The sequence below is a fragment of the Flavobacterium psychroterrae genome, from assembly GCF_018380615.1.
Lineage (GTDB): Bacteria > Bacteroidota > Bacteroidia > Flavobacteriales > Flavobacteriaceae > Flavobacterium > Flavobacterium psychroterrae.
In genome coordinates, this window is the sequence record NZ_JAGYVZ010000021.1 from 74,619 (window position 1) to 100,160 (window position 25,542).

A 25,542-nucleotide genomic window follows, 5' to 3' on the forward strand; every position below is an offset into this window, starting at 1 on the left:
TCGAATTGGGAAAAATCTAAAATCCCTAAATAACTCCCATTTTTTGCATTAGGAAAGTAGCACTTTTATTTTTACAGATTCCGTTGCGGAGTTTGTAGTCAAAATGGAGTTCGTTGTTTTGAATTTCGACTTCGAAACATTGATTCGTTAAAGTATCCGGATATTCATTTGTTGTCAGGCAAACTTCGATATCGTGCGTCGCGATGGCACCAATTGCTTTTTTAGCAATTATTTTTTTGACAACTTCAATTGTTCCGTTTCGTTTGTCATCAGAATTAGTTCCTCTTAAAATTTCATCTAATAAAACAAAAGCAGGCTGATTTTCGAGCGCATCCATAATTTGTTTTAAACGTTTAATTTCGGCAAAGAAATACGATTCACTATCGGCTAAAGAATCAGATAATCGCATTGAAACTAAAACCGGAAGTGGATGAATATTAGCTTTAGATGCACAAACAACTGAACCTATTCCGCCAAGAACCATGTTGATTCCTAAACTTCTTAAAAAAGTACTTTTGCCGGACATATTAGAACCTGTTAAAATCATAAAAGATTCAGGATAAAAATGTGTGTCGTTGCCTATTCTGGTAGCTGGATTTAGTAATGGATGACTTAAATCTGAGAATCCGATTTTATATTCGGAATTGATTTGAGGAAAAACAAAATCAGGATTATTATACGCAAGATTCGCTAAACTATTGAGAGCTTCAAATTCGCCAATAATCGTAATCCATTTTTCGAGTTCAGTTGAATAATTGTCTTTCCATTTTAAAAGTGCTCTTAAAACGTGAAGATTAAACAAAAATGTTCCGTTAAACACAATTGCCGTTACAAGATTACTGATTGTATCCATTCTCGAAAACAACTCTGATAAATCTTTTAAGTGTTTGCTGGCAGTTGCATTTTTAAAAACAAGTTGTTTTTGTAAATCGATTAATTTTTTAGATTGGAAAGTTTCAGTTTCAATTTTCTGAACTAATAAACTATATTGTTTGATGATTTTATCGACATTATCAGCCTTTGCAATTTCAGATTGTATTCGTTTAAAAGATTTTCCTAAAACGATCATATTTGCAATAAAAACATAGGTTAGATAGGATAATAAAATTGTTTTTGAAGTAATAAAGTATGCTGCTAAAACCCCAAAAAACACTGTTGGAAGTATAACTGATAATGCAACTAGAATTTTAGGGAGTGTATTATTTTTAAATGAATTCCAGTAAAGCAACGAATCATATGAGCTTTTAGAATCATTGCTGATCATTGCTAAAGCTAAAAAATCCTGACGCCAATCGATTTTAGTTTTAAGTTCATTGATGGCTTCTTGATTTTCAAGAATTGTTTGGTTAGATGATAAATTCAATAACTGGTTTGCCAGTGTTTTTTTACCAATAAATGTGGCAGTTCGATTTATATTCTGAAAAAGGGAATGTTCTCCAAAAATGTCTAAATCATAAGCATAAGGATGATGAAAATCATTGAACTCAATTCCAGTTTCAAAAGGGATTTTTTCTCTTTTTAAGTAGGTGATTTCATTTTGATTCAATTTTAAAATGGCTGTTGTCAATTCTTTTTGAAAAGATAATTTTGAATGAATTCGCATCAAAAAAATAAAACCAACAAAAGAGAGAAAAGCAAAAAATGCGTAAAGTATTTCATTAGTTTTTATGTAATAAAACAGTAAAAACAAACATAAAAAAACACTTAAAAGGCGCAGTATACTAATGCTGTTATATCTTTTATTGATTTTATGAAAAATTGTAGTGTAATGTTCCACTTTATTTTGATATGCTTCCATTTTTTTTATTTAATGAAATACAAATATAGGTTTTACACATACAAATTTACTATCAAAATAAAATATTAGGTTTCATGCATTACTAAAACAGGTACAGAAACTTCTTTAGCAATTTTTTGTGTAAAACTGGATTCAAAAATGCTTTCAAAGAAAGATCTTTTGTGTGTAATTGTGGTCAAAACATCAATATCTTTATACAGTATAAAATCAAGAATAGTTTCTTTTACTTCATCGCTTGGTAAAACCAGAAATTCTACGTTTTCGTTTGCAAATTCGTTTTCCCATTCCTTAACTGTGACATCAGAAACATCAGATGATGAAGTTTTAACGTATAAACTTTTTACTTTTGCGTTTGTTTTTCTTGCAATATCTAATACTTTTCTTAATTCGGCTTTGTCTTTTTCACGATAACGAGTTGTAAATCCAATCGTTTTTATTTTTTTGAATTTTGCATCAGCCGGAATACACAGTACAGGAACTTTAACTTCTGAAATTACAGAATTTGTATTTGATCCAAGAAAGAATTTTGTCCAGTCTGAAACTCCTGAAGTTCCCATTATTACAAAATCAACATTATCTTCTTCTACCGCATTTTTTAAATTATAAATTAAGTCACCATCCATTAAGCGGTGTTTTATTACAATATCTTCTAAATTTCGTTCCATTGCAATGGTTCTTAATTTAGGGATTTCATCTTTGAACATTTCAAATTTTGCTAATTCTATAGAGCTGTAAATTACAGCATAATTTTCAGGAAAGAATTGGCTGTCGTAAACTGGAATCTCAAATGTGTGCAACAAAATAAGTTCGGCATTGACAATTTTAGCAAATTCTAAAGCATGTACAAATGCATTTGTTGCAGATTCAGAAAAATCGGTGGGAAATAATATCTTTTTCATTTTGATTCAGATTTAGAAGTTGTTCTCTCAAATTTAATCATTCTAAAATAAAAATACTCTGACAATTATCAGTATTTTAACATTTAAGGATTTCAGAATAAAACGAATTTTGAGCCATTTTAGAATATATCCTCAACAAGACTTGAAGGGCATAACTTTATAGCTTTTTTTATACCTTTGCACCATGATAAATCAAGATTCTATAGTTGCATTAGCGACTCCATCCGGAGCTGGGGCTATTGCTATAATTCGAATTTCAGGTGCTGAAGCTATCACTATTGGAAATTCGGTTTTTAAATCCATCAAAAACAAAGATTTAACCAAACAAAAAACACATACTTTGCATTTGGGGCATATTGTTGATGATTCAAAAACACTTGACGAAGTTTTGGTTTCTGTTTTTAAAGGTCCAAACTCTTATACAGGCGAAAATACGATTGAAATTTCCTGCCACGGATCTACTTATATTCAGCAGCAAATTATTCAGCTATTATTGAGAAAAGGCTGCCGAATGGCTGATGCCGGTGAATTTACCCTTAGAGCTTTCCTTAACGGAAAACTTGATTTATCACAGGCAGAAGCGGTGGCTGATTTGATTTCATCTGATAATGAGGCTTCTCATCAAATTGCTATGCAGCAAATGCGTGGTGGTTTTAGCAATGAAATTGCCAAGTTACGTGAGGAGCTTTTAAATTTTGCGTCGTTAATTGAATTGGAACTGGATTTTGCAGAGGAAGATGTTGAATTTGCAGACAGAACTCAATTCCATGAACTATTAAACAGAATTGAATTTGTATTAAAACGTCTAATTGACTCTTTCGCTGTTGGAAACGTAATTAAAAACGGAATTCCGGTTGCAATTGTTGGAGAACCTAATGTAGGTAAATCAACTTTATTGAATGCTTTATTAAACGAAGAACGTGCCATAGTTTCCGACATTGCAGGAACTACGCGTGATACTATCGAAGATGAATTGGTGATTGGCGGAATTGGTTTTAGATTTATCGATACAGCCGGAATTCGTGAAACTAAAGATGTTGTAGAGAGCATTGGAATCAAAAAAACTTTCGAAAAAATAGAACAGGCACAACTTGTAATCTATCTTATGGATAGTTTAAAGTTTCAGGTTTCAAGTGATTCATTTATTGTTGAAATTGAGAAGATAAAAAATAAATACCCTTTAAAAGAAATTTTAATTGTTTGTAATAAAATAGATCAGCTTACTAAAGAGCAACTTCAAAATACACGTCAGGAACTTGAAACATTAAACCTTAAGCAAATTTTTCTAAGCGCTAAGGAAAACATCGGCGTTGAAGAATTAAAAAATCAATTATTGTCTTTTGTAAATACCGGCGCATTACGCAATAATGAAACCATCGTAACAAATACAAGACATTACGATTCTTTATTAAAAGCTCTGGACGAAATACAAAAAGTAAAATTTGGACTTGAAACGAATCTTTCAAGTGACTTAATTGCACTTGATATCCGTGAAGCTTTATACCAATTTGGACTTATTACGGGACAGGTTTCGAACGATGAATTGTTAGGAAATATTTTTGCTAATTTCTGTATCGGAAAATAGTAGAATAAACAGGATAAAACAAAAAATAAAAACCGAGTTAAATATTGATTATCAGTATTTAACTCGGTTTTTATTTTGTTTATGATTACAAGTTCTGTACAATTTTAGTTTTCTGTTCTATCAAGCATTTTCATGACGTAGCCAAAAAGCAAAAATCTACAATTACTTCTGTATTTCTTTGATTGTATTCACAAAAGCCTCAACAGGCTGCGCTCCGGAAACGGCATATTTCCTGTCAAAAACAAAAAAAGGGACACCTTGAACGCCAATTTCCTGAGCTTCGGTAATATCGTTTTGAACCTCTTTTAAAAATAAGTTTTCATTTTTTAGAACTTCTAAAACTAATTTCTGATCCAAGCCGGCTTTTACAGCCAATTCTATTAAGGTTGGACCGTCATTCAAATCTCTTCCTTCAGTAAAATAAGCTTTAAAGAAAATTTCTTCCATTTCATCGCCTAATTTTTTGGCTTTGGCCAATTGTATAATACGATGTGAAGTTAGAGAGTTTGAGATAATAGCTTTATCAAAATGATAATCTAGACCAACGCTTTTTGCGCGTTCTACGACACCTTTGTGCATTTCTACAGATTGCTCTACTGAAATCCCTTTTCGTTCTGCTAAAAACGTATAAACATCTTTACCGGATTGTGGTGTAATAGTAGGATCCAGCTGAAAGCTTTTCCACTCAATTTCAAATTCATCATTTGGAAATTCAGCTAAAGCTGTTTCGAGTTGTCTTTTTCCGATGTAACAAAACGGACACATGATGTCCGACCAAATTTCTATTTTCATATTACAAAGTTAAAGAAAAAAATGTTTCCGGGTTTGTTTGTTTCAAGTTTCATATTTGCCTGGATTGTGTTTTTTAACCTCAAAGTTCGCAAAGCTTTGTGAGCTTAGATGTGTTAACGAAACTTAATTTTTGTGAACTTTGCGAAAAACCTTTGTGAACTTTGCGGTAAAAATGTACACAAAACATAATCGAAACTGACACCTGAAAGAAAAAAACTAACCTAAATAAAAAACCGCAACTCTTTTTGAGAATTGCGGTTTCCAGGTATAAAAAATGGTTGGTTAATAGCGATATTTTTTTTTTACAATGATATGTCTTTAATTTTAAACTAAAAAAGATCCCTGTAACAAAAAGAAGTTTTGATGTTAACTATTTAACATCACGGGCATTACCAACATCGTAACAGTTTCACCTTCTTCTAAACCATCAACTGGGGTTAGAATTCCGGCTCTGTTAGGTAATGACATTTCTAACATAATCATATCTGATTGTAAGTTGGTCAACATCTCCGTTAAAAAACGAGAGTTGAAACCAATTTGAAGATCATCACCTTGATAATCACAAGTCAATCTTTCTTCTGCTTTGTTTGAGTAATCGATATCTTCAGCAGAAACATTTAATTCGGCTCCGGCGATTTTCAAACGAATTTGGTGTGTTGTTTTGTTTGAGAAAATCGCAACACGCTTAACAGAACTTAAAAATAAAGAACGGTCAATCATTAATTTGTTTGGATTTTCTTTTGGAATTACTGCTTCGTAATTAGGGTATTTACCATCAATTAAACGACACATTAATATGTAATTATCAAATGAGAAAGTCGCATTTGAATCGTTGTATTCAATTTTTACTTCGGCATCAGAACTTCCTAAAATACTTTTTAAGATATTTAAAGGTTTCTTTGGCATGATAAAATCTGCAACCTGAGATGCTTTAACATCTGTACGGGCATATTTTACCAATTTATGAGCATCTGTTGCTACAAAAGTCAATCCTTCAGGCGAGAACTGAAAGAAAACTCCTGACATCACCGGACGTAAATCATCATTTCCGGCAGCAAAGATAGTTTTGCTCACAGCAGTTGCTAAAACATCAGCAGGAACAAGCGTTATAGAAGGATCTTCAAGATTTACCGATTTAGGAAATTCTTCTCCGGCAGCATATGCTAAAGCATATTTTCCTGAGTTTGAACTAATTTCAACCGTATTATTTTCTTCAACTGTAAAAGTTAAAGGTTGTTCCGGAAACGTTTTTAAAATTTCAAGCAAAAGTTTTGCCGGTACTGCAACACTTCCTTTACTTGTAGAATCGATTGATAATGTAGCAGACATTATAGTTTCAAGATCCGAAGACGAAACTGTTAACGCATCATTGTCTAGTTCAAATAAAAAGTTATCTAAAATAGGCAACGTATTGTTACTATTAATTACACTACCTAAAACTTGTAATTGTTTTAATAAGTACGAACTCGATACTATAAATTTCATCTCTTTTGTTTTATTTTTTTGCTCTTTTTCTTAGTTTTTCTTCCACTAAGATAGATTTTACAAATATATCGTAAACAATCTTAGTTTCGCAATTTTTTTATTAACATCTATTTGCTGTATTTTCTTTTTCGGATGTAAGTAAATACCAATCCAAAAACTAATAAAATTAGAATTGGAAGTCCGATAGTTATGAATTGGGTCAGGCTGTAATTTTCATAAACTTTCTCTTTGTCTAATAAAGGCAAATTGACATCTTTGCTTCTAATGTTGATAAGTCCCGTATCGTCAAGTAAATAATTGACACAATTCATCATGAAATCTTTGTTGTCGTAAAGTTCGCCTGTACGCTGATCATAGCCCAATTCAACAGGCATCATGTTTTTATCTAATTGATTTCTTGCCACATCACCATCTGCAATCACGATCATTTTGTTTGGTTTTCCCTTTGCTAAAAATGAATTTTCTTTGAAAGGCAAAACACGATTCTCAAATGCCGAGTGAAAATTACCTTCTAATAAAACAGAAAGAGGAATGTTTCCTTTGTTCAAATAATCTTGTGGAGAAGTTTTTTCGGTTACTATATTCAGGTTTACTTCAACCGGCGTTCCTACTACTTTAGAATATTGAGACGATTGCAATAAAACTGTTTTTTTGATTCCGTTTTTTAAAGTGTCAATCGGGCTTGCAAAATCAAATTTAATTCCGCCTAAGTTTTTTACTATAGGATTAGTAATTGTTGGGATTACGATAGGAGAAAATTTCCAGATAAATTCCTGATATTGTGTGGCACTTCCTTGTTCACCGGTGGCTAATTTTAACTTGCTTCCTTGTTCATCTTTTACTAAATCAGGATTAATTCTGAATCCGTATTTAAAGAACATATCATTCAAATTCAAATCTCTGGGATATGCCAGGGTTGCACCAGACTGGTTGTATAAACTATCCATATCAGCAGCAACCTGATCGATTAGCCATAAGGTTTTTCCGCCGTTCATGATAAATTGGTCTAAAACCTGTTTTTCTTCGTCAGAAAAAGTTTCTGTTGGTTTTGAGATAATTGCTAAATCATATTTCTTTAAAGCGTCTAAAGTACCATTTGGATTTTTAGCTACAGAATCTAGTGTGAAAGGTCCAATATAATAGCTTTCACGAATTTGCTGTAATAATTTAGCAATATGAATTTCGCTTAATTCGCCGTTTCCTTTTATAATGGCTACTTTCTTTTGCCTGTCTTTTGAAATTTTATTGATCGCATCAGCAATCGAATATTCTAAGTGCTGAATCGATCCAATAACTTTTTGAGTAGTCGAAGCGCCCATAATGTTTTTCAACAAAGGAATATTAACTTCTTTATTGTTGTAAACGGCAACTGCCCAAGGAAAAACCATTAGCTGAGATTGTTTTCCTTTATCGTCAACAGTTATATTTATTGGCGTAAGCCCTTTTTGAAACAAAGATTTTACAACATCCGAGCTTTCGTCTTTGTTTTCCATTGGGTTTACAAATTCAAAAACAATATTGCTGTTATATGCCTGAAATTCTTCCAGTAATTGTCTGGTTTCTTGTTGTAAACGTTTGAAATCTGCCGGCAAATCGCCTTGCATATAAATCTTGATCGATAACGGATTTTTGACCTGTTTTACAATTTGTAAAGAGGTTTGGGATAAAGTATATCGTTTGTCTTTTGTTAAATCGAATCTATGGAAAAATAAAGTTCCCAATACATTTAAAGCGATTAAAACAAAAACTGTAATACCTAATGTTTTGATATTTTGTTGAGTAGATGCCTTCATTATGCTTTAAAAGATTTTAATTGATAAACAGTAAAAGACAGAAATAATACCGTGATGCTTAAAAAATAAATTACATCCCGAGTATCAATAACTCCCCGACTCATACTTTTAAAATGATCCTGCATACCAAATAATGAAATAATATTAGAATATCCGGGAACTAATGAAGCTAAACCTTCAAATCCAAAATAAAAGATAAAACACAAAAATACGGCAATAATAAAAGCTACAATTTGATTTTCAGAAAGGGTAGAAGTGAAGATTCCGATTGCGGAATAAGCCGCGATCAAGAATAATAATCCAAAATAAGAACCAATCGTGCTTCCCATATCAATGTTTCCTTCGGGAGAACCCAAATTTGAAATTACTTTTACATAAATAAATGTTGGTATAATTGCTAAAACAATTAAAAGGAGTGAACCCAAAAACTTTCCGTTTACAATTTCCCAAATCGATAAAGGTTTAGTTAAAAGCAATTCTAGGGTTCCTTGTTTTTTTTCATCAGAGAAACTTCTCATTGTAACAGCCGGAATAAGAAAAATTAAAATCCAGGGCGCTAATGTGAAAAACGGAGTCAAATCGGCATAACCGGTATTTAGAATATTGTAATCTCCTTCAAACACCCATAAAAATAGTCCGTTGCTAATCAGGAAAATAGCAATGACCAAATAGCCAATAGGTGAGCCGAAAAAAGATTTTATTTCTCGTAAAATGATTGATTTCATGTAACTTATTTTTGTTTCAAGTTTTTTTTGTTTCAGGTTTCAAGTTAGCACATCTTTGCGAGCTTTGTGTTTTCTAAAACCTTTAAAATATATTCTTTGCGCTCTTGCGGTTAATTCATTTTTGTTTTAATACTTTGGATTATTTTCCATGTGTGATTTTAATAATCTGTGAATTTCTAGCATCAATAATTATTAGAAATGTCCCTCCCAAATAATCTTCAGGCAAAGTTCCGGAAATTACCCAGTAATTTTCCAATAAATAAATTTCGAAAGGTTTTTGTTTTTCTATATTTTCTTTTCCGTAGATGTCAAATAAAATTGGTTGTGCGATTTTAATTGCTGTAACACTATCTTTAATTATAAGTTTTTTGTAATCAATAACATTATGTTGCGGTTTTTTAGATAAAGCAATTTTCAGTTCTTCTGTTGCATTTTCTTTCCCTAAAACTAAACGTTTATTTTGCGCACAATCGGTAAGTGTTACTAATAAAAGGGATAAGAAAAAATATTTCATAATTAGAGTTATCATTTTTTATTCAGGTTTCAGATTCGCACAGCTTTGCGAACTTTGTGTTTTCTAAAACCTTTTAAATATATTCTTTGCTCACGATAGCTATCGGGATTGCGGTTAATTTCGTTTCAATTTTCAAATCCAGCATACAACTTGAAACCTGAAACTTTAAACTAAAGAAACAACTTTGTCTACGCTCCAAGCTTCCGGTTTTGCATTAAAAAGCTTTTTTGTAAAACTCCAAACGGTATTAAAAAGTTCAGATTGTCTGTAATTTTCTAAATCAGCTTCAGTTTCCCAGTAGCTGTAAGTAAAAAAGATGCATTTATCATTTTTATCCTGATACAATTCTAAAAAACGATTTCCTTCTGCATTTCGTATTTTGTCTTTCACGCTTTCGAAATTCTCCAGAAAATCCGGAATTTTTTCTTCGTGAAAACTCATTTTTACTATTCTAACAAACATATTTTAGATTTTAGATTGCAGATTTTAGATTTTTGAATATTTAAAAGCTTACAGGTGCGCAAAAATACCAAAATAGATTGTTCTTTTTAGGAAAAATTAAAATATTATAAAGTATAGTTTTTACCACAATATTGTCATCTCGACAGAGGAGAGATCACACTTGTAATTCCGTAACGAATGTCATCAATATTTGTCGAGTTTCGCGTGCGATTTCTTCCTTCAGTCGAAATGACATACTAAACGAAAACATTCTTATGAAAATGCTTGGCTCCTGAAAAAAAATTGATTTTATCATAGAAATTGGAATGACAAAACAACGAAAAAATCTGTGTATATCTGCCTAAATCAGTTAAATCTGCGTGCCATTTCAATCTAAAATCTGCACTGTAAAATCTAAAATTTTAAGAGAACTGAATCGTAATAACATCACGATAATTCAATCCTAACAAACTATTAGCAGAACCTACATTTGAAGGATTACTTCTGAAAATAGCGATTTCAAGAAACCCGGCTTCGTTAAAAATAGCCAGTTTTTCTCCTTCATACGTTTTAATGGGATATTTTTCAGAGGTTGCAATGGCGGAATAATTGGGTAAAATTGTTTTGATACTTTTTGGTTTCATAACAATTTCATATGGTCTTCCTTTGGCAACTTCTAAGAATTGCTGTTTAGAAATATTAGTTACGACATTCCCTAAATGGTCAATATAAATCACGTATCCTTTAAGAGAATTTCCATCATTTGCAATAACAGGCTGCAACTCGGTAATTTCTTTGATTGAATTAATTTCTTTACCAATAACATTCAATAAACCACCTTTTGCAATGTGACAGGCAACTTGTATAAATATATCTAAATCAGATGATTCACTAGCAAAACGGTCGTGTATGTTGATGGCAACAATTTTTTGCGGAACAATCTTCTGCGTAAGCATACTTAAAATACCATTATCAGCACATATAAAGTAGTGATCGTTCCATTCCATTGCAATATGCTGATTCTCTTTATTGCGTTCAATATCAACGCCAATAAGGTGAACAGTTCCTTTTGGAAAACTTAAATAAGAGGCACCAAGAATGTAACTGGCTTCGGCAGTGTTAAATGGATCAATGTGATGCGAAATGTCAATAATTGTAGCTTCTGAATATTCAGATAAAATTTTACCCTTAAGCGAACCAACAAAGTGGTCTTTTAAGCCGTAATCGGTAGTAAGGGTAATTATTGACATAATTTTGTTTATAACTATTGGTAGTATTTAAATCTAATTTTCATTAAATTTGAGAAATGCAAAGCTAATAATAGTAAATGCAAAATGAAAGAAAGCAAAGACAATTTACAATAAATATATAGTAGTCCCGGTTTCCAGTTTCAGTTTTCAGTGTTTTAACAAAAAGCGATTTTATTCAATAAAAAAAGGGTGAAATAGTCTCCGTTTTCAGTTTTAGAATTGTAAATTTATACTACGACTGAAAACTGAGACCGTAAACCGTAAACTAAAAATACCCGACAACCACTGATTATAAAACTGATTTAATTTTAATTTAAAACTATCTCATTTGAACGAAAGAATTATCGAGCTCATAGACATCGCTCCAAAAGACTTTTGGGGCGCTCAAGACACTCATCTTGAAATAATTAAAAAGTATTACCCAAAGCTTAAAATAGTAGCAAGAGGTACCACTTTGAAAGCATTTGGCGAAAAAGAAGTTTTAGATGAATTCGAAAAAAGATTTCAGAGGCTTATGCTTCATTTTACCCGATACAACAATATTGACGATAATGTAATTGAACGCGTAATTATGAGTGATGGTCAGGATGAAAAAAAATCATTAGATCATGACAAAATATTAGTTCATGGTGTTGGAGGTAAATTAATTAAAGCCATGACACCTAACCAGCAACTATTGGTAGATACCATCAAGAAAAATGATATGGTATTTGCTGTTGGTCCGGCCGGAACAGGAAAAACGTACACGGGTGTTGCAATGGCGGTAAAAGCACTTAAAGACAAAGAAGTAAAAAGGATTATATTGACGCGACCAGCGGTAGAAGCAGGAGAAAATCTTGGTTTTTTACCCGGCGATATGAAAGAAAAACTGGATCCTTATATGCAGCCTCTTTACGATGCTTTGCGCGATATGTTGCCCAACGAAAAGCTCGAAGATTACATTTTAAAAGGAATTATACAAATTGCGCCACTGGCATTTATGCGTGGTCGTACGCTTGATAATGCCTTTGTAATTCTTGATGAAGCACAAAACACAACACACTCGCAAATGAAAATGTTTTTGACCCGTATGGGGAAAAATGCAAAATTCATGATTACGGGCGATCCCGGACAGGTCGATTTACCACGCAGAACTATTTCTGGTCTTAAAGAAGCAATTTTGGTCTTGAAAGACGTTGACGGAATTGGAATTATTTATCTGGATGATAAAGATATCGTGCGTCACAGATTGGTTAAAAAGGTAATTGACGCTTATAAACAAATAGAAAATCATGATTAATTTTGTGAAATGGTTCTTGTAAAATGTAAAATGAATTTTGCCACAGATTAGAATGATTTACACAGATTTTTTTCGCCACGAATTCCACGAATTTTCGCTAATTAATTTGTGAGATTTTGTGAAATTTGTGGTAAAATGACACAGATCATAAAATCATTCTAATCTGTGGCTAAAAAACACAGCAAATAATATTCGTTTTATTCATGTTCTTTTATAGGGATGTGTAAAACGAATATTTTTTTATAATAACTTTTGTTAATTCAGGAAAATCGTTCGGGAATGAAGATTTTAGATTGTATAAAAGATTGAAATTATATGATTTGTGCCGTTAGGCACTAAATATCGGTAGAAAATATGAATTGAAATAAATTTTAGTGTGCCGTAGGTACACAACAAAACGATAGATGTTGCGTACCTACGGCACGCTAACGAATTTGGGAATTAATAACTACCGATATTTAGTACCTAAAGGCACAGTTAAACTCTTGATTTGATACTAAAAAAAATGAAACAATTAGATGATTTCTACCTAAACCAACAAGAACCTATAAAAGGGCATTGCTTGCTTTAAAAGAAATTATTCTAAAACAAGACAAAGACATTACAAATGTTCTCAAATACGGAATGCCATTTTTTTGCTACAAAGGAAAAATGTTCTGTTATTTATGGATTCATAAAAAGCTCCGACAGCCTTATATCGGAATTGTGGAAGGAAAACATTTTGATGAAGCTTTTTTGATTCAGGAAGATCGTTCGAGAATGAAAATTATGATGATGGATTCTGATATGGATTTGCCTTTGGAACAAATTGAAAAAGTCTTATTGAAAGCTTTAAATTTATATAAATCAGGAATTATTAAAGTTTAATTAGGTAAAAAAGTATTATTTAAGGTAATAGTTAAATAAATAATAAACTTGTCCTATTTTGGGCTTTTATGGCTTGTAAACTTTGCTCTTTTAAGGTGAATGGCTTAAATTTGCACATCATAAATACTTGATCTTTAATATGAATTCAAATCTTAAAAATATAAAAGTTGTCGTTAGCGATTTAGACGGAACTTTACTCAACCCACAACACAGAATCTCAGATTATACCAAATCAATTTTTCAGGAACTTCACAATCAGGATTATCTTATTCTCGTTGCTACAGGCCGTCATCATCTTGATGCTATGGCAATTATAGAAACGCTTGAAGTGCCGGTTTATCTTGTAAGTTCAAACGGAGCGAGAATTCATTCACCTGAAAAAGAAGAACTTTTTGCTTTCAACTTAAATAGTGACGTTGTAAAAGCGGCATTAAATGTTGAAATAGATCCGGAAATTACAGTTGTTTTATTCAAGGAAAATGTTTGGCAAACCAATAAATTAAGCGAAAAACTAAATGCTTTTCAAGCCAAATTAGAATATCATCCAGAATTGGTTGATTATAAAACGCTGGAAGATTTTGGAGCTATCAAAATATTCTTTTCATGCGACAATCATGAAAAATTAGTAAAATTAAAAGATGATATTTTAGCCAATTCTTCAGAGTATTTGCATCATGCTTTTAGTTTGCCAACGTGTTTGGAATTTATGGATAAGTCTATTGATAAAGCAGTTGCAATCGAGATGGTACTTGAAAAATTAGGTTATACTCTGGATCAGGCAGTTTCTTTTGGAGATGGTTTTAATGATGTTCAAATGTTATCTGCGTCAGGAAAAGGGTTAATTATGGGAAATGCTCCGGCTTTATTAAAGGAGACTTTACCAAATTTAGAAGTAATTAAAACAAATGCCGAAGATGGTGTTGCAAAATATATTGCTTCTGAAATTTTAAATAAGGAATTCGCAGCAAGTTAAATTTAAAAATATTTTTGAAAGTCTGAAATCCGGATTTTAGAGTTTTTGATAAAAATCTGATCCCTGAAGATAATTCTTCAGGGATTTTTTTTGTTAAATGAATAATACGCAAAGAATTTCGTAACCTAATGACAAAAACATTTTTTTAATAATTTTCAAAGTGTATTTTTGTTTTTTCAAAAACTACTACCATGACAAAAAACATTTTTATCCTTGCCTTTTTAATTTTTTCAATATCGGGCAAAAGCCAGACTTTGAAATTAGAAGAAATAATGAAAGGCGAATCTTTTATTGGAAATCAACCCACAAACGGACGCTGGTCCTTAGATGGCAAAAAAGTTTATTTTGAATGGAATCCAACTGACGATTTAGGAGCAAATACATATTCCTGGCAAAAAGGGGCGGTAAAACCTGTTTTGGTTGAACCAAAAGAAGCTGTTTTTTCCAAACTTGATTTTAAAAGAAAATCCAATTCTGATGTAGCTTATTACACAGATAAAGGAGGTTTATATTCCTATACCATCAGCACAAAAGCAGTTAAGAAAATTATTCAGCAAAGTGCTCCGGTTTCAAATCTTGAATTAGGTACAACAGCAGGAATATTATTTTTTGAACAGAATGATAATCTTTTTAAATACAATGCTAAAGAAGGAACGGTTTTACAAATAACTAATTTTTCTAAAGGAACTAAAAAAGAAAAAACTACTGAAAAAGATTCTTTCTTAAAAACACAGCAAAAAGAATTGTTTCAGTTTATCAAAGATAAAGAAGCAAAAAAACAATGGAATGTTGCTAAAAACAAAGCAGTTAAGTCTGATTTTGCAAAAGAATATTTTTATGGAAAAGACAATTTATTTAATCTAAAAGCAAACCCGAACGGAAATTTTGCCACATTTAGTTTAGTAGAAGAATCGGATAGTAAAAAAGAAAAAATGGAGGTTTTTATAACGGATGATGGTTATAATCAAACTCCGGAAACTAAAAATAAAGTTTCTACATCAAATTTGGTAAAAACAAAATTCGGAATTTATTCTGTTGCAAAAGATACCGTTTACTTTGTTAATTTTTCGACTTTAAGTCATATTCAGGATGCTCCAAAGTATTATGAAAATTATGATAATCTAAAAAGTAAAGCTAAGGAAGATAAACTAATCATGGCGCAGCCTCCGGTTTATAATGAAGATGGAACTTTTGGTATTGTTGAAATCAGAAGTCAGGACAATAAAGAAAGATGGTTAGTAAGTTTAAATCCTGAAAACGGAACTTTTAAAGAAATCGAACATCAGCATGATGATGCGTGGATTGCAGGTCCCGGAATTCCGTCGTATTCTTTTGATTCTGGAACTCTTGGATTTTTAACAGATAATGAAACAATTTATTTTCAGTCTGAAGCTACAGGATATTCGCATTTATATACTTATAATTTAAAATCAGGGACGAAAACGCAATTGACAAACGGAAATTGGGAAGTTCGTGATGTTACTTTATCTAAGGATAAAAAAGCATTTTATTTAACAACAAATACGACACATCCGGGAAATAGAAACTTCTATAAACTTGCTGCTGCTGGTGGAGCTTTAGAGCCAATTTTAATTAAAGATGGGGCACATGAAGTTGTGGTTTCTCCAGATGAAAAATCACTTCTAGTTCGTTATTCGTATAAAAATATTCCTTGGGATTTTTATATTGCAGACAATAAAAAGAATACGACTTTACAGCAAATTTCTTCTTCAACATCTGAAAGTTTTAAAAGCTACAAATGGAGAGAACCTGAAGTTATTACGTTTAAAGCGCAAGACGGAACTCCTGTAAACGCAAGATTGTATACGCCAAATGCAGAAAACGCAAATAAAGCGGCTGTAATTTTTGTTCACGGTGCCGGATATTTGCAAAATGCGCACAATTACTGGAGCACTTATCATAGAGAATATATGTTTCATAATTTGTTAACTGATTTAGGTTATACAGTTTTGGACATTGATTATAGAGGAAGTGATGGTTACGGACGTGATTTTAGAACTGGAATTTACCGCTTTATGGGTGGAAAAGATTTATCTGATCATCTTGACGGAAAGAAAGTTTTGGTTGAGAAATACGGAATTGACGCGAATAGAGTAGGGATCTACGGTGGTTCTTACGGTGGATTTATTACTTTAATGGGAATGTTGACAACGCCTGGTGAATTTGCTTCGGGTGCTGCTTTACGTTCTGTTACGGATTGGGCACATTACAATCATGGATATACAGGAAATATCCTGAATTTCCCAGAAACAGATCCTGAAGCTTACAAAAAAAGTTCTCCTATTTATTATGCAGATAATTTAAAAGGAAACCTTGTAATGTTACACGGAATGGTGGATGATAATGTAGAGTATAAAGACATTGTGCGTTTATCACAACGTTTCATAGAATTACAGAAAAAGAATTGGAGTCTGGCTTCTTTCCCTGTTGAATCACATGGATTTAAAGAAACTTATTCATGGATTGATGAATACAGCAGAATTTTGAATTTGTTTAATTCGACTTTGTTGAAAAAATAAGTATTCTGTTTCAGTTTTCAGTCGCAGTGTCAGTTTTCAGTTTCAGTTTGCACTTTTGAGTAAACCGTGAAGCTTTGTCAAAGTTTTAAAGTTTGACAAAGCTTTCGCAAAGATTTGACTTCAAACTAAAACCGCGACTTCAGACTGAATACCGACACTGTAAACTGAGACTGAATACTGAGACTGAAAACTAAATACTTTCTTGCTTGCTCTTTTAATTAGTTTTAAATTTGCATTTATAGAAAACAACACAACAAGCAATAATGAGCAATACAATCACAACTACAAATTTTAATTTTCCAGATCAGAAATCAGTTTACCGCGGAAAAGTTAGAGAAGTTTACAACATAAACGACGAACTTTTGGTAATGGTAGCAACAGACAGACTTTCGGCTTTTGATGTGGTTTTACCAAAAGGTATTCCGTACAAAGGGCAAATCTTAAATCAGATTGCAACAAGATTCATGGAATTAACAGAAGATATTGTGCCAAACTGGTTGATTGCTACTCCTGACCCAAACGTTGCCGTAGGTCATTTATGTGATCCTTTTAAGGTAGAAATGGTGATTCGTGGTTATTTGTCAGGACATGCGGCTCGTGAATATGCTGCCGGAAGAAGACAAATATGTGGTGTAACAATGGCAGAAGGTTTAAAGGAAAATGATAAGTTTCCTGAACCAATTATTACACCAACTACAAAAGCTGATAATGGATCTCATGACGAGGATATTTCTCGTGAAGATATTTTAGCTAAAGGAATTGTTACTGAAGAAGATTATATTGTGTTAGAAAGATTCACTCGTGATTTATTTCAAAGAGGAACTGAAATTGCTGCTGAACGCGGATTAATCTTAGTGGATACTAAATATGAATTCGGAAAAACTAAAGAAGGTGTAATTGTTTTAATTGACGAAATTCACACACCGGATTCTTCTCGTTACTTCTACGCTGACGGATATCAGGAAAGACAGGATAAAGGAGAAGAGCAAAAACAATTGTCTAAAGAGTTTGTGCGTCGCTGGTTGATCGAAAATGGTTTTCAAGGCCAAGACGGGCAACAAATTCCGGAAATGACGGATGCTTATATCGAATCTGTTTCTGAAAGATATATTGAATTATACGAGAATATCTTAGGAGAAAAATTTGTAAAAGCTGATATCGCTAATATCGATGAGCGTATTGATAAAAATGTAAAAGAATATCTTTCAGAGAAAGAATAGTTTTCCAGTAGTAAAACTAATACTGATTACAAATAAAAAATGCCTTACTATCATGAATAGTAAGGCATTTTCATTTCATAGAAAGCTATTTAGTATTTTGCTGTAAACTGCCACTGCGACTGAGACTAAAACAGTGACTAAAAGCTCAAATAAACTAATCCTCCATTGTATTTTTTAAATTCTCCAATCCTTTTTGCAAATCGTTTCCAATCATTTTATCCATTTTCATCATAGGCAGCATTATATTCATTGGGTAAGGTATAATACCGTTGATTCCCCATTTTACTTTCGTTTGATTTCCGGAGATGTTTTCTGTTGACATGAAACCTACGGCTGTATCTTCCATTGGTTTTTTGAAGCGTAAGGCAAAATCGATACGTTTTCCTTCAGTTATTTTTGTGATTTCCTGTTCTCCAACGCCAACTTCTTTTACATCACTTTCCCACGCGGCTTTTGATCCTACAGTTCCGTCGGTTCCTGTATAAGTTGATTTCATTTTGGGATCAATGTTAGCCCAAACGCTAAATTCGTTTTGATTTTTTAAATACTTCACATAATTAAAAACACTATAAGCAGATTTATTAATTGTAATTTCTCTTTCGACAGCGTATTTTTTTGGCATAAAAAAAGCGACTGTAAGTAGAAGAGCAATAATTAAAATTAGAACAACGAGTATTTTTTTAATGATTCCCATAGTTTTTTGTTTTAAGGTTATTGAATGTTTTTTAGTTGTATAAGGTACTAATAGTAGGCGTTTTGAGTGTAGTAAAGTTAAAGAACTAAATGTTTTGAATTATCAAATTTAAATTTTTTTGATGTTTTTTTCTATTAATTTGTATTTTACTGTAACAATTTTGGTTTTATAGCGTCTATTGTATGGAAGCTTTAAATGAGATAACATAAATTTTAAGTTTAACAGGCATTTATTAACTGAATGTTAAGAATTAGTTAAAACATAGTACTTTGTTATGCATAATACATCTATTAGAATTACATTTACAAAGAATTTAAAAATCATCATCAATCAAATCAACAATTAAAACAATCAATCATTATGAAAAATTCAATTATTTATTTAGGAGTAGCTTTAGTAGCATTTGCAAATGTTTCAATGGCTTCAAATCAAACATCATTTGTACAACCACAAATGGAAATCGTAAACAGTTTTTCTACACCACTAAATGTGGCTGTTAGTAAAGGAGATCTTGATTTCGTTAAAAAACTTATAGAGTATGGTGCAGATGTTAACGAGATATCTGAAGATTTATCACCGTTAATGATTGCAGCACGTTATAATAAAGTAGATATCATGAATGTTTTATTGGCAAATGGTGCAAATGCATCTGCTAAAAATGAAAAAGGTTTTACTGCTTTGAAATTTGCACAATTATCAAACGCTAAAGAAGCTATTGCTATTTTGTCAAAAAAATAACATTTTAAACATAGTTTTAAGTTAGTATAAAAAAACGACCTTCTTTGAGCAGAAGGTCGTTTTTTTATTTTATGGTTTTTAGCCCCGGATGACATACCGGGTTACTGTATCACTACTTTATTTACAAAACGTAGTATGCTGGATTTGTCATTCGGAACGAAGAATCTTCGTTAGAAGCTCCTTGGCAATTGGCGGGCGCAAACTATAGCAAGTCACATGCTGAGATTCCTCGTTCCTCCGAGTGATAGTCTTTATAAAAATAAAATCTGCTCAATCTGCAAAATCTGCGAGAAATAAAGCAAATCTCTTATCAAAAAGATTTGTTTCTATCATAGAAATCCGGATGACAAGATTGTGTTGCTTACAAAATAGAATGCATAATAACCAAAATGAAAAAAGCACCATTAAAATAATGATGCTTTTCGTCAAACCTAATCAAATTAATTTAACCAATTAATTAATCTTCAATATCTTTATTCGATAGGAACGTGTTTTTTACGGTTGAATACCCAGAATATAATTGGGAAAACCAATAGCGTTAAGACAGTTGCAGTAATTAAACCTCCAATAATCACGATTGCTAAAGGCTTTTGCGATTCTGAACCAATTCCGGTGGAAATTGCTGCCGGCATTAAACCAATTGATGCCATAAGTGCTGTCATTACTACGGCTCTTGTTCTGGCTTTTACGCCCATAAAAATGGATTCTTCGAGCGAGAATTTTGCTTTTAAATTATGATGGAATTCGGATATCAGGATAACTCCGTTTTGGATACATATTCCGAGTAAGGCAATAAATCCAACACCTGCTGAAATTCCGAAGTTCATTCTGGTAAGATGTAATGCTATAATTCCGCCGATAATGGCAAAAGGAACATTGGCTAAAACCAATAACGAATCTTTGATGTTTCCGAATAAAATAAATAGCAGGACAAATATCCCGATTAAACTTATTGGAACTACCTGAGCCAAACGCGCACTTGCACGAACCTGATTTTCAAATTCTCCTGTCCATCCTACGGTATATCCTGTTGGAAGTTTCATTTTAGCCACTTTCGCCTGAGCTTCGGCAATTGTACTTCCTAAATCACGATCACGAACAGAGAATTTTACGCCAATAAAACGTTTTGTATTATCTCTGTAAATAAAAGCAGGACCCGTAATTGTTTTTAAATCGGAAATTTCTTTTAACGGAATTTTGATTCCGCTGATTGTTGGTACTTTAAGTTCGGCGATATCATTTTCATCTTTTCTGTATTCTTGTGAAAAACGAACTCTGACATCAAATTTCTTGTCGTCTTCATACTTTTGAGTAGCAGTTTTTCCTCCAAAAGCAAGTTCTAAAACTGCTTGGGCATCACTTAATGTTACTCCGTAAGCTGCCATTTTATCACGATCAAGTACAACGCTGATTTCCGGCTGACCAACATTTCGTAAAATTCCGGCATCTTTTATACCGGGAATATTTTTTATCTGCGCCAGAACTTCATTCGATAATTCATCTAATTTATCAAGATCATCTCCGTAAATTTTTACCGCGTTTGATGCTTTGAAACCAGCAACAGATTCGGCTACGTTATCAATAACCGGTTGCGAATAATTATAAGTAATTCCCTGATGCACTTTTAGTTTTTGATCCATTTCATTAATCAAATCATCCATGCTTATTTTTCGTGTCCATTCTGATTTTGGTTTTAAATCTACCTGAAGCTGGATAAAACCAAAACCATTTGGGTCAGTTCCGTCATTGCTTCTTCCGGTTTGAGATAAAACATTTTTCACTTCAGGAAAACTTTCTAAATCTTTACGGATCATTGCAGCGGTTTTTACACTTTCAGGCAACGAACTGCTCATTGGCAATTCGGCAGTTACCCATAAAGCGCCTTCATTTAACTGAGGTAAAAATTCTGTTCCTAAAAATGTAGCCGAAAAGAAAACGACAATTAAAAGTGCTGTTGAACCAATTAACGTTTGTACTTTATGTTTAAACGTCCAGGCAAAACCGCTGCTTACAATGCGATTCCAGAAATTGACAAACGGATTATTTTTTTCTTTTACATTTTTATTTAAAAGAATATGTGACAAAACCGGAACTAATGTCAAGGTAAAAAGTAAGGCTCCCATCAAGGCAAAACCTAATGTGTAGGCTAGGGGAGAGAACATTTTTCCTTCGACTTTCTGGAATGAGAAAATGGGTAATAATGCGGTAATAATAATTAATTTAGAAAAGAAAATAGCTTTACCCATTTCTGCTCCGGTTTTTTTGATCAGACTTCCTTTTGCAATTTTATTATAAGCAGCCATTCCTAATTGATGCGCCCTGTGATCCAGTACTACAAATAATCCTTCGACCATAACGACGGCACCGTCAATGATAATTCCAAAATCGACTGCGCCTAAACTCAATAAGTTGGCGCTCATTCCCATCATTTTCAAACACAAAAAGGCGAATAATAGCGATAAAGGAATCACAATTGAAACGGTAAAAGTAGTTCTCCAGTCTGCCATGAAAAGAAAAACGACGCAGGTAACCAGAATAATTCCTTCGAATAAATTGTGCATTACGGTTTCTGTCGTGAAATTCATTAAATTATCACGATCATAAAAGGTTTCAATTTTAATGTCTTTTGGAAGCACATTATCATTTAAATCCTTAATTTTTGCTTTGATTAAAGCTAATGTTTCCTGGGGATTTTCTCCTTTACGCATGACAACAATCCCTTCAACAGCATCATCATTTTTACCTAGTCCGGTTTGCCCCACTCTTGGCATGGCACTTTCGTAAACTGTAGCGAGGTTTTTGACCAGAATTGGGTTTCCGTTTGCATCGTCGACGATAATATTTTCAATATCCTGAATTGATTTTAAAAGTCCAACTCCGCGAACTACAAAAGCTTGTCCGTTTTTTTCGATAATATCACCACCCACATTTAGATTTCCTCCGTTAACGGCATTAAAAACCTGAAGAGGTGTAATATTGTATTTGGCTAATTTTATTGGATCAACTCCAACTTCATAGGTTTTCGTTTGTCCGCCAAAAACATTTAAATCAGCAACACCCGGAACTGAACGCAATTGTTTATCAATTACCCAGTTTTGATAGGTTAATAATTCTCGACTATCTCTGCTGTCGCTTTTTACAATGTACCTGAAAATTTCCCCGGTTGGACCATACGGTGGCTGAACATCAGGTTCTACATCATCAGGAAGAGAAACATTTTTTAATAAATTATTTACCTGTAAACGTGCAAACTGATCGTCGACTCCATCATCAAAAATGATTTTAATAACCGATAAACCAAACATGGTAATACTGCGAACACTGGTCTTTTTTTGTACCGAGTTCATGGAGATTTCAATTGGAGAAGTCACAAAACGTTCTACTTCTTCGGCACTTTTTCCGTTCCATTGTGTGATGATAATGATCTGCGTATTTGTTACATCAGGAAAAGCATCAATTGGCATATTCTTGAAAGAAATAAAGCCGGCAACCGCCAATAATCCTACCCAAAAAAAGGTAAATGCTTTGTTCTTAAGCGAAAAAGCAATAATATTTCTAATGAATTTGTTCATGTCTTATTCGTTTAAAGCGCGATAAATAAATAACTGATTGTTGGTAATTACTTTTTCATTTTCTTTTAAACCACTTGAGATATAAGTAGTTTCTCCAACAACCCTGTAAACTTCAACTTGTCTGGTTTCTATATTGTTACGATCTTTAAATACCATTACAAAATTTTTACTTTTATCAAAAACAATTGCTTTACTAGGTACGGCTATCATAGACTCATTTTCGCTGTAAGACAGTTTAATATTAGCGTTCATATCCGGTTTTAACATATAACCGGGATTCTGCAATTTGATACGCGCTTGCATGGCTTTTGTTTCAGGATCGATTACATTGAAGATTTTATCGACTTTTCCTTTAAAAACTTTATACGGATAACTTAATGTGGTGACATCAGCATCGATTCCCAGTTTTACTTTATTAATATCAATTTCATTTATGTTTGCTAGTGCCCAAACTTCGCTAATTTCTGCAATATCAAAGATATTTTCAGAACGATCGTTTCTTAAAAGCATATCTTGATTTATACTTTTTTGAATGATAAAACCACTTATTGGTGCTGTAACTTCATAAATAGAACCTGCTTTAATGTTGTAAATTTTATAGGTTTCCTGAACTTTACTCAATTGTGATTGTGCTTTATTGACTTCGGATTTTGCCTGAAGTACATCACTTTCAGAGTTTAATTTGCCGTCAAATAATTCCTGAGCAACTTTCATATGGTTTTTTGCTACTAATAAATCATTTTTTGCATCGATGGATTGTTTTTCAAAATCAGCAATGTCTGTACTTTTTATAGTTGCAAGAACTTGTCCTTTGCGAACGTAATCTCCCAGTTCTACGTTTACCTTTACTACATTTCCTCCAACAAGAGGATAAACGTCGATCATTTTATTGTTATCGGCTGTAATTTTTCCGTAAAAACTCAATACATTTTTTACGGGTTGTGTTTGTGCAGGTGAAGTTGTGGTTGTTTTAAGCATTGAATCGCTTAAGGCAAATGATGTATTGGTGTCAGGATTTTCAACTTCCTTTTTGCAGCTTGCGATTGTTAAGCTCACAATTGCAATTGCTATAATTATTTTATATTTCATTTTATTTCGTTTTAGAATAAGTCTTTGTTGATGGTACTATTTAATTCTTCGCCTGAAAGCACTACTTTTTTCTTTAATTCATTTACCTGAATCGAAGCCTGATTGTAACTTTCCATAAAATCAGTAAATTCTAATAAACTGATGTTTCGTTTTTGAAAGTTGGTAAGGATTCCGTTGTACACGGCTTCAAAGTCTGAATTTACAGTAGGTTTTATCACAACATAGTTCTTGCGGGATTCATCCCATTTGTTCCATGCGGTTGTTATTTCAGTTTGTAATTGCAAGTCAAAATTTTGTTTTTCAACTTTTGACTGTTCTAAAATTGTTTGTGCGTATTTAATATTTCCTTTGTTTTTGTTCCAAAGCGGCAACGGAATACCAAGTGTCAAATTAGCTTCTTTATTAAAGGCTCCGCTTCTCTGATCATAAGTGGCTCCAACAGTAATGTCAGGAATAGAAAGTGATTTTTGCCATTTCACATTTATTTCATTGGCTTCAATATCTTTTTGTTTAACGAGATAATCCGGGCGATTTGCAATTGCATCGTCCTGAAATGCTTTAAGATCAAACGGAATTGTTTTGGTGTATTTGTTAAAATCTTCTTTAGTAACTTCGGGAACTACATTTTCGGCAGTATTCAATAATAATTTTAAGTTGGCTTGTTCTTCAATATTATCGTTTACCACTTCCATACGTTCGTTTTTAAAATTAAGATACAATGATTGTAAACGAACAAGATCTCTTAACGGAATATTGCCTTTTTGAACCTGAGCAGAGTAGGAGTTGATCAAGTCTTCGATATGAACAAGCTGATTATCTGTGGTTTCAAGACTTTTAGAGTTGTAGTAAACGGTGTAAAAACTCTTTCGAAGTTGTAGTTTTAGCGTTCTCAGCAAATCATTAAATTGTAATTCGGCTAATTTTTCATTGGTTTGAGCAAGTTTTATTTCGTTGCGTTTTTTTCCACCCAAATAAATTAATTGCTCGATACCAAATGCTTTTTGTCCTTGTTTTCCAATATCAAAATATTGGTTTCTCTCTGGATTATAAGCATTTAATTCTGCTGTAATTGTGGGGTTATCCCAAATTTTTGACTGAATTGTGAGTGCTTTTGATGCATCGATGTTGTATTGCGATGCCAATAAAAAGAGATTGTTTTTCAGGAATTGGCTCTCACAGTCTTGAAGGGTAATTGTGGTTTGAGCCAAAACTACCGGACCTAAAAGTACAAGTAGGCATGCATATAGTTTTCTCATTGTATTATTTTTAATTATACAAATATGCTATC

At 32.6% G+C, this 25,542-nt stretch carries 20 protein-coding genes; 7 read left to right on the forward strand and 13 right to left on the reverse strand.

The genetic code is table 11. The features are described 5' to 3' along the window. Nucleotides 1-25: 25 nt before the first annotated feature. Together KHA90_RS19565 and KHA90_RS19570 are read right to left on the reverse strand one after the other, a co-directional pair. Nucleotides 26-1,798, reverse strand: a complete 1,773-nt coding sequence (locus KHA90_RS19565; protein WP_213305182.1) for a MutS-related protein — start codon at nucleotides 1,796-1,798, stop codon at nucleotides 26-28. A gap of 65 nt (nucleotides 1,799-1,863) precedes the next feature. Further along, nucleotides 1,864-2,697, reverse strand: coding sequence for a universal stress protein (locus tag KHA90_RS19570; RefSeq protein WP_213305185.1), 834 nt, complete (start codon nucleotides 2,695-2,697; stop codon nucleotides 1,864-1,866). A 184-nt stretch (nucleotides 2,698-2,881) separates the two neighbouring features. On the opposite strand from KHA90_RS19570, the gene mnmE reads away from it, so the two are divergent. Next, nucleotides 2,882-4,282: a tRNA uridine-5-carboxymethylaminomethyl(34) synthesis GTPase MnmE gene (gene mnmE, locus KHA90_RS19575; RefSeq protein ID WP_213305187.1), complete on the forward strand. Its 1,401-nt coding sequence runs from the start codon at nucleotides 2,882-2,884 to the stop codon at nucleotides 4,280-4,282. A gap of 162 nt (nucleotides 4,283-4,444) precedes the next feature. Here mnmE and KHA90_RS19580 read toward each other — a convergent pair whose 3' ends face one another. From KHA90_RS19580 to KHA90_RS19610, 7 genes are all read right to left on the reverse strand, one after another. Next, the gene (locus KHA90_RS19580) at nucleotides 4,445-5,074 is read right to left on the reverse strand and encodes a DsbA family oxidoreductase (RefSeq protein WP_213305190.1); all 630 of its coding nucleotides are present in this window, start codon (nucleotides 5,072-5,074) and stop codon (nucleotides 4,445-4,447) included. Nucleotides 5,075-5,440: 366 nt separating this feature from the next. Further along, complete coding sequence (gene dnaN, locus KHA90_RS19585; RefSeq protein WP_213305193.1) at nucleotides 5,441-6,559, reverse strand: DNA polymerase III subunit beta; 1,119 nt, start codon at nucleotides 6,557-6,559, stop codon at nucleotides 5,441-5,443. 107 nt (nucleotides 6,560-6,666) lie between these two features. After that, a complete protein-coding gene (gene gldG, locus KHA90_RS19590; RefSeq protein WP_213305196.1) occupies nucleotides 6,667-8,352 on the reverse strand; it encodes a gliding motility-associated ABC transporter substrate-binding protein GldG in 1,686 nt (561 codons plus the stop codon). Continuing rightward, nucleotides 8,352-9,077 (reverse strand): gliding motility-associated ABC transporter permease subunit GldF, encoded by a 726-nt coding sequence (gene gldF / locus KHA90_RS19595; RefSeq protein WP_213305198.1) that lies wholly within the window; start codon nucleotides 9,075-9,077, stop codon nucleotides 8,352-8,354. The genes gldG and gldF overlap by 1 nt, the downstream gene beginning before the upstream one ends. A 139-nt stretch (nucleotides 9,078-9,216) precedes the next feature. Further along, on the reverse strand, nucleotides 9,217-9,591 hold the full coding sequence (locus KHA90_RS19600) for a YbbC/YhhH family protein (protein WP_213305200.1): 375 nt from the start codon (nucleotides 9,589-9,591) through the stop codon (nucleotides 9,217-9,219). A 165-nt stretch (nucleotides 9,592-9,756) separates the two neighbouring features. Beyond that, on the reverse strand, nucleotides 9,757-10,053 hold the full coding sequence (locus KHA90_RS19605; protein WP_213305202.1) for a putative quinol monooxygenase: 297 nt from the start codon (nucleotides 10,051-10,053) through the stop codon (nucleotides 9,757-9,759). Between the two features lie 401 nt (nucleotides 10,054-10,454). Further along, nucleotides 10,455-11,282 carry an SAM hydrolase/SAM-dependent halogenase family protein gene (locus KHA90_RS19610; RefSeq protein WP_213305204.1) on the reverse strand — a complete coding sequence of 276 codons (828 nt, stop codon included), beginning with the start codon at nucleotides 11,280-11,282 and terminating at the stop codon, nucleotides 10,455-10,457. Between the two features lie 328 nt (nucleotides 11,283-11,610). Between KHA90_RS19610 and KHA90_RS19615 the strand changes: the two genes are divergently transcribed. The 5 genes from KHA90_RS19615 to KHA90_RS19635 all read left to right on the forward strand — a co-directional run bounded on the left by KHA90_RS19615 (nucleotide 11,611) and on the right by KHA90_RS19635 (nucleotide 18,161). After that, nucleotides 11,611-12,561, forward strand: a complete 951-nt coding sequence (locus KHA90_RS19615) for a PhoH family protein (protein WP_213305206.1) — start codon at nucleotides 11,611-11,613, stop codon at nucleotides 12,559-12,561. Between the two features lie 558 nt (nucleotides 12,562-13,119). Further along, nucleotides 13,120-13,428 (forward strand): DUF1801 domain-containing protein, encoded by a 309-nt coding sequence (locus tag KHA90_RS19620; protein WP_244860454.1) that lies wholly within the window; start codon nucleotides 13,120-13,122, stop codon nucleotides 13,426-13,428. A 139-nt stretch (nucleotides 13,429-13,567) separates the two neighbouring features. Further along, nucleotides 13,568-14,401 carry a Cof-type HAD-IIB family hydrolase gene (locus KHA90_RS19625; RefSeq protein ID WP_213305211.1) on the forward strand — a complete coding sequence of 278 codons (834 nt, stop codon included), beginning with the start codon at nucleotides 13,568-13,570 and terminating at the stop codon, nucleotides 14,399-14,401. A 191-nt stretch (nucleotides 14,402-14,592) separates the two neighbouring features. Continuing rightward, a complete protein-coding gene (locus KHA90_RS19630) occupies nucleotides 14,593-16,941 on the forward strand; it encodes a S9 family peptidase (RefSeq protein WP_213305214.1) in 2,349 nt (782 codons plus the stop codon). Nucleotides 16,942-17,204: 263 nt separating this feature from the next. Continuing rightward, the gene (locus KHA90_RS19635) at nucleotides 17,205-18,161 is read left to right on the forward strand and encodes a phosphoribosylaminoimidazolesuccinocarboxamide synthase (protein ID WP_213305217.1); all 957 of its coding nucleotides are present in this window, start codon (nucleotides 17,205-17,207) and stop codon (nucleotides 18,159-18,161) included. Between the two features lie 154 nt (nucleotides 18,162-18,315). Here the strand turns inward: KHA90_RS19635 and KHA90_RS19640 are convergent, their stop codons facing one another. After that, nucleotides 18,316-18,855: an SRPBCC family protein gene (locus tag KHA90_RS19640; protein WP_213305220.1), complete on the reverse strand. Its 540-nt coding sequence runs from the start codon at nucleotides 18,853-18,855 to the stop codon at nucleotides 18,316-18,318. A gap of 360 nt (nucleotides 18,856-19,215) precedes the next feature. Between KHA90_RS19640 and KHA90_RS19645 the strand changes: the two genes are divergently transcribed. Further along, on the forward strand, nucleotides 19,216-19,593 hold the full coding sequence (locus KHA90_RS19645; RefSeq protein ID WP_213305224.1) for an ankyrin repeat domain-containing protein: 378 nt from the start codon (nucleotides 19,216-19,218) through the stop codon (nucleotides 19,591-19,593). Nucleotides 19,594-20,066: 473 nt separating this feature from the next. Here KHA90_RS19645 and KHA90_RS19650 read toward each other — a convergent pair whose 3' ends face one another. Genes KHA90_RS19650 through KHA90_RS19660 form a run of 3 tightly spaced genes read right to left on the reverse strand, consistent with a single transcriptional unit; the run spans nucleotide 20,067 to nucleotide 25,510 of the window. Beyond that, nucleotides 20,067-23,165 carry an efflux RND transporter permease subunit gene (locus KHA90_RS19650; RefSeq protein WP_213305227.1) on the reverse strand — a complete coding sequence of 1,033 codons (3,099 nt, stop codon included), beginning with the start codon at nucleotides 23,163-23,165 and terminating at the stop codon, nucleotides 20,067-20,069. Nucleotides 23,166-23,168: 3 nt separating this feature from the next. Further along, complete coding sequence (locus KHA90_RS19655) at nucleotides 23,169-24,254, reverse strand: efflux RND transporter periplasmic adaptor subunit (protein ID WP_213305230.1); 1,086 nt, start codon at nucleotides 24,252-24,254, stop codon at nucleotides 23,169-23,171. Nucleotides 24,255-24,265: 11 nt separating this feature from the next. Continuing rightward, nucleotides 24,266-25,510, reverse strand: a complete 1,245-nt coding sequence (locus KHA90_RS19660) for a TolC family protein (RefSeq protein ID WP_213305233.1) — start codon at nucleotides 25,508-25,510, stop codon at nucleotides 24,266-24,268. Nucleotides 25,511-25,542 lie beyond the last annotated feature (32 nt).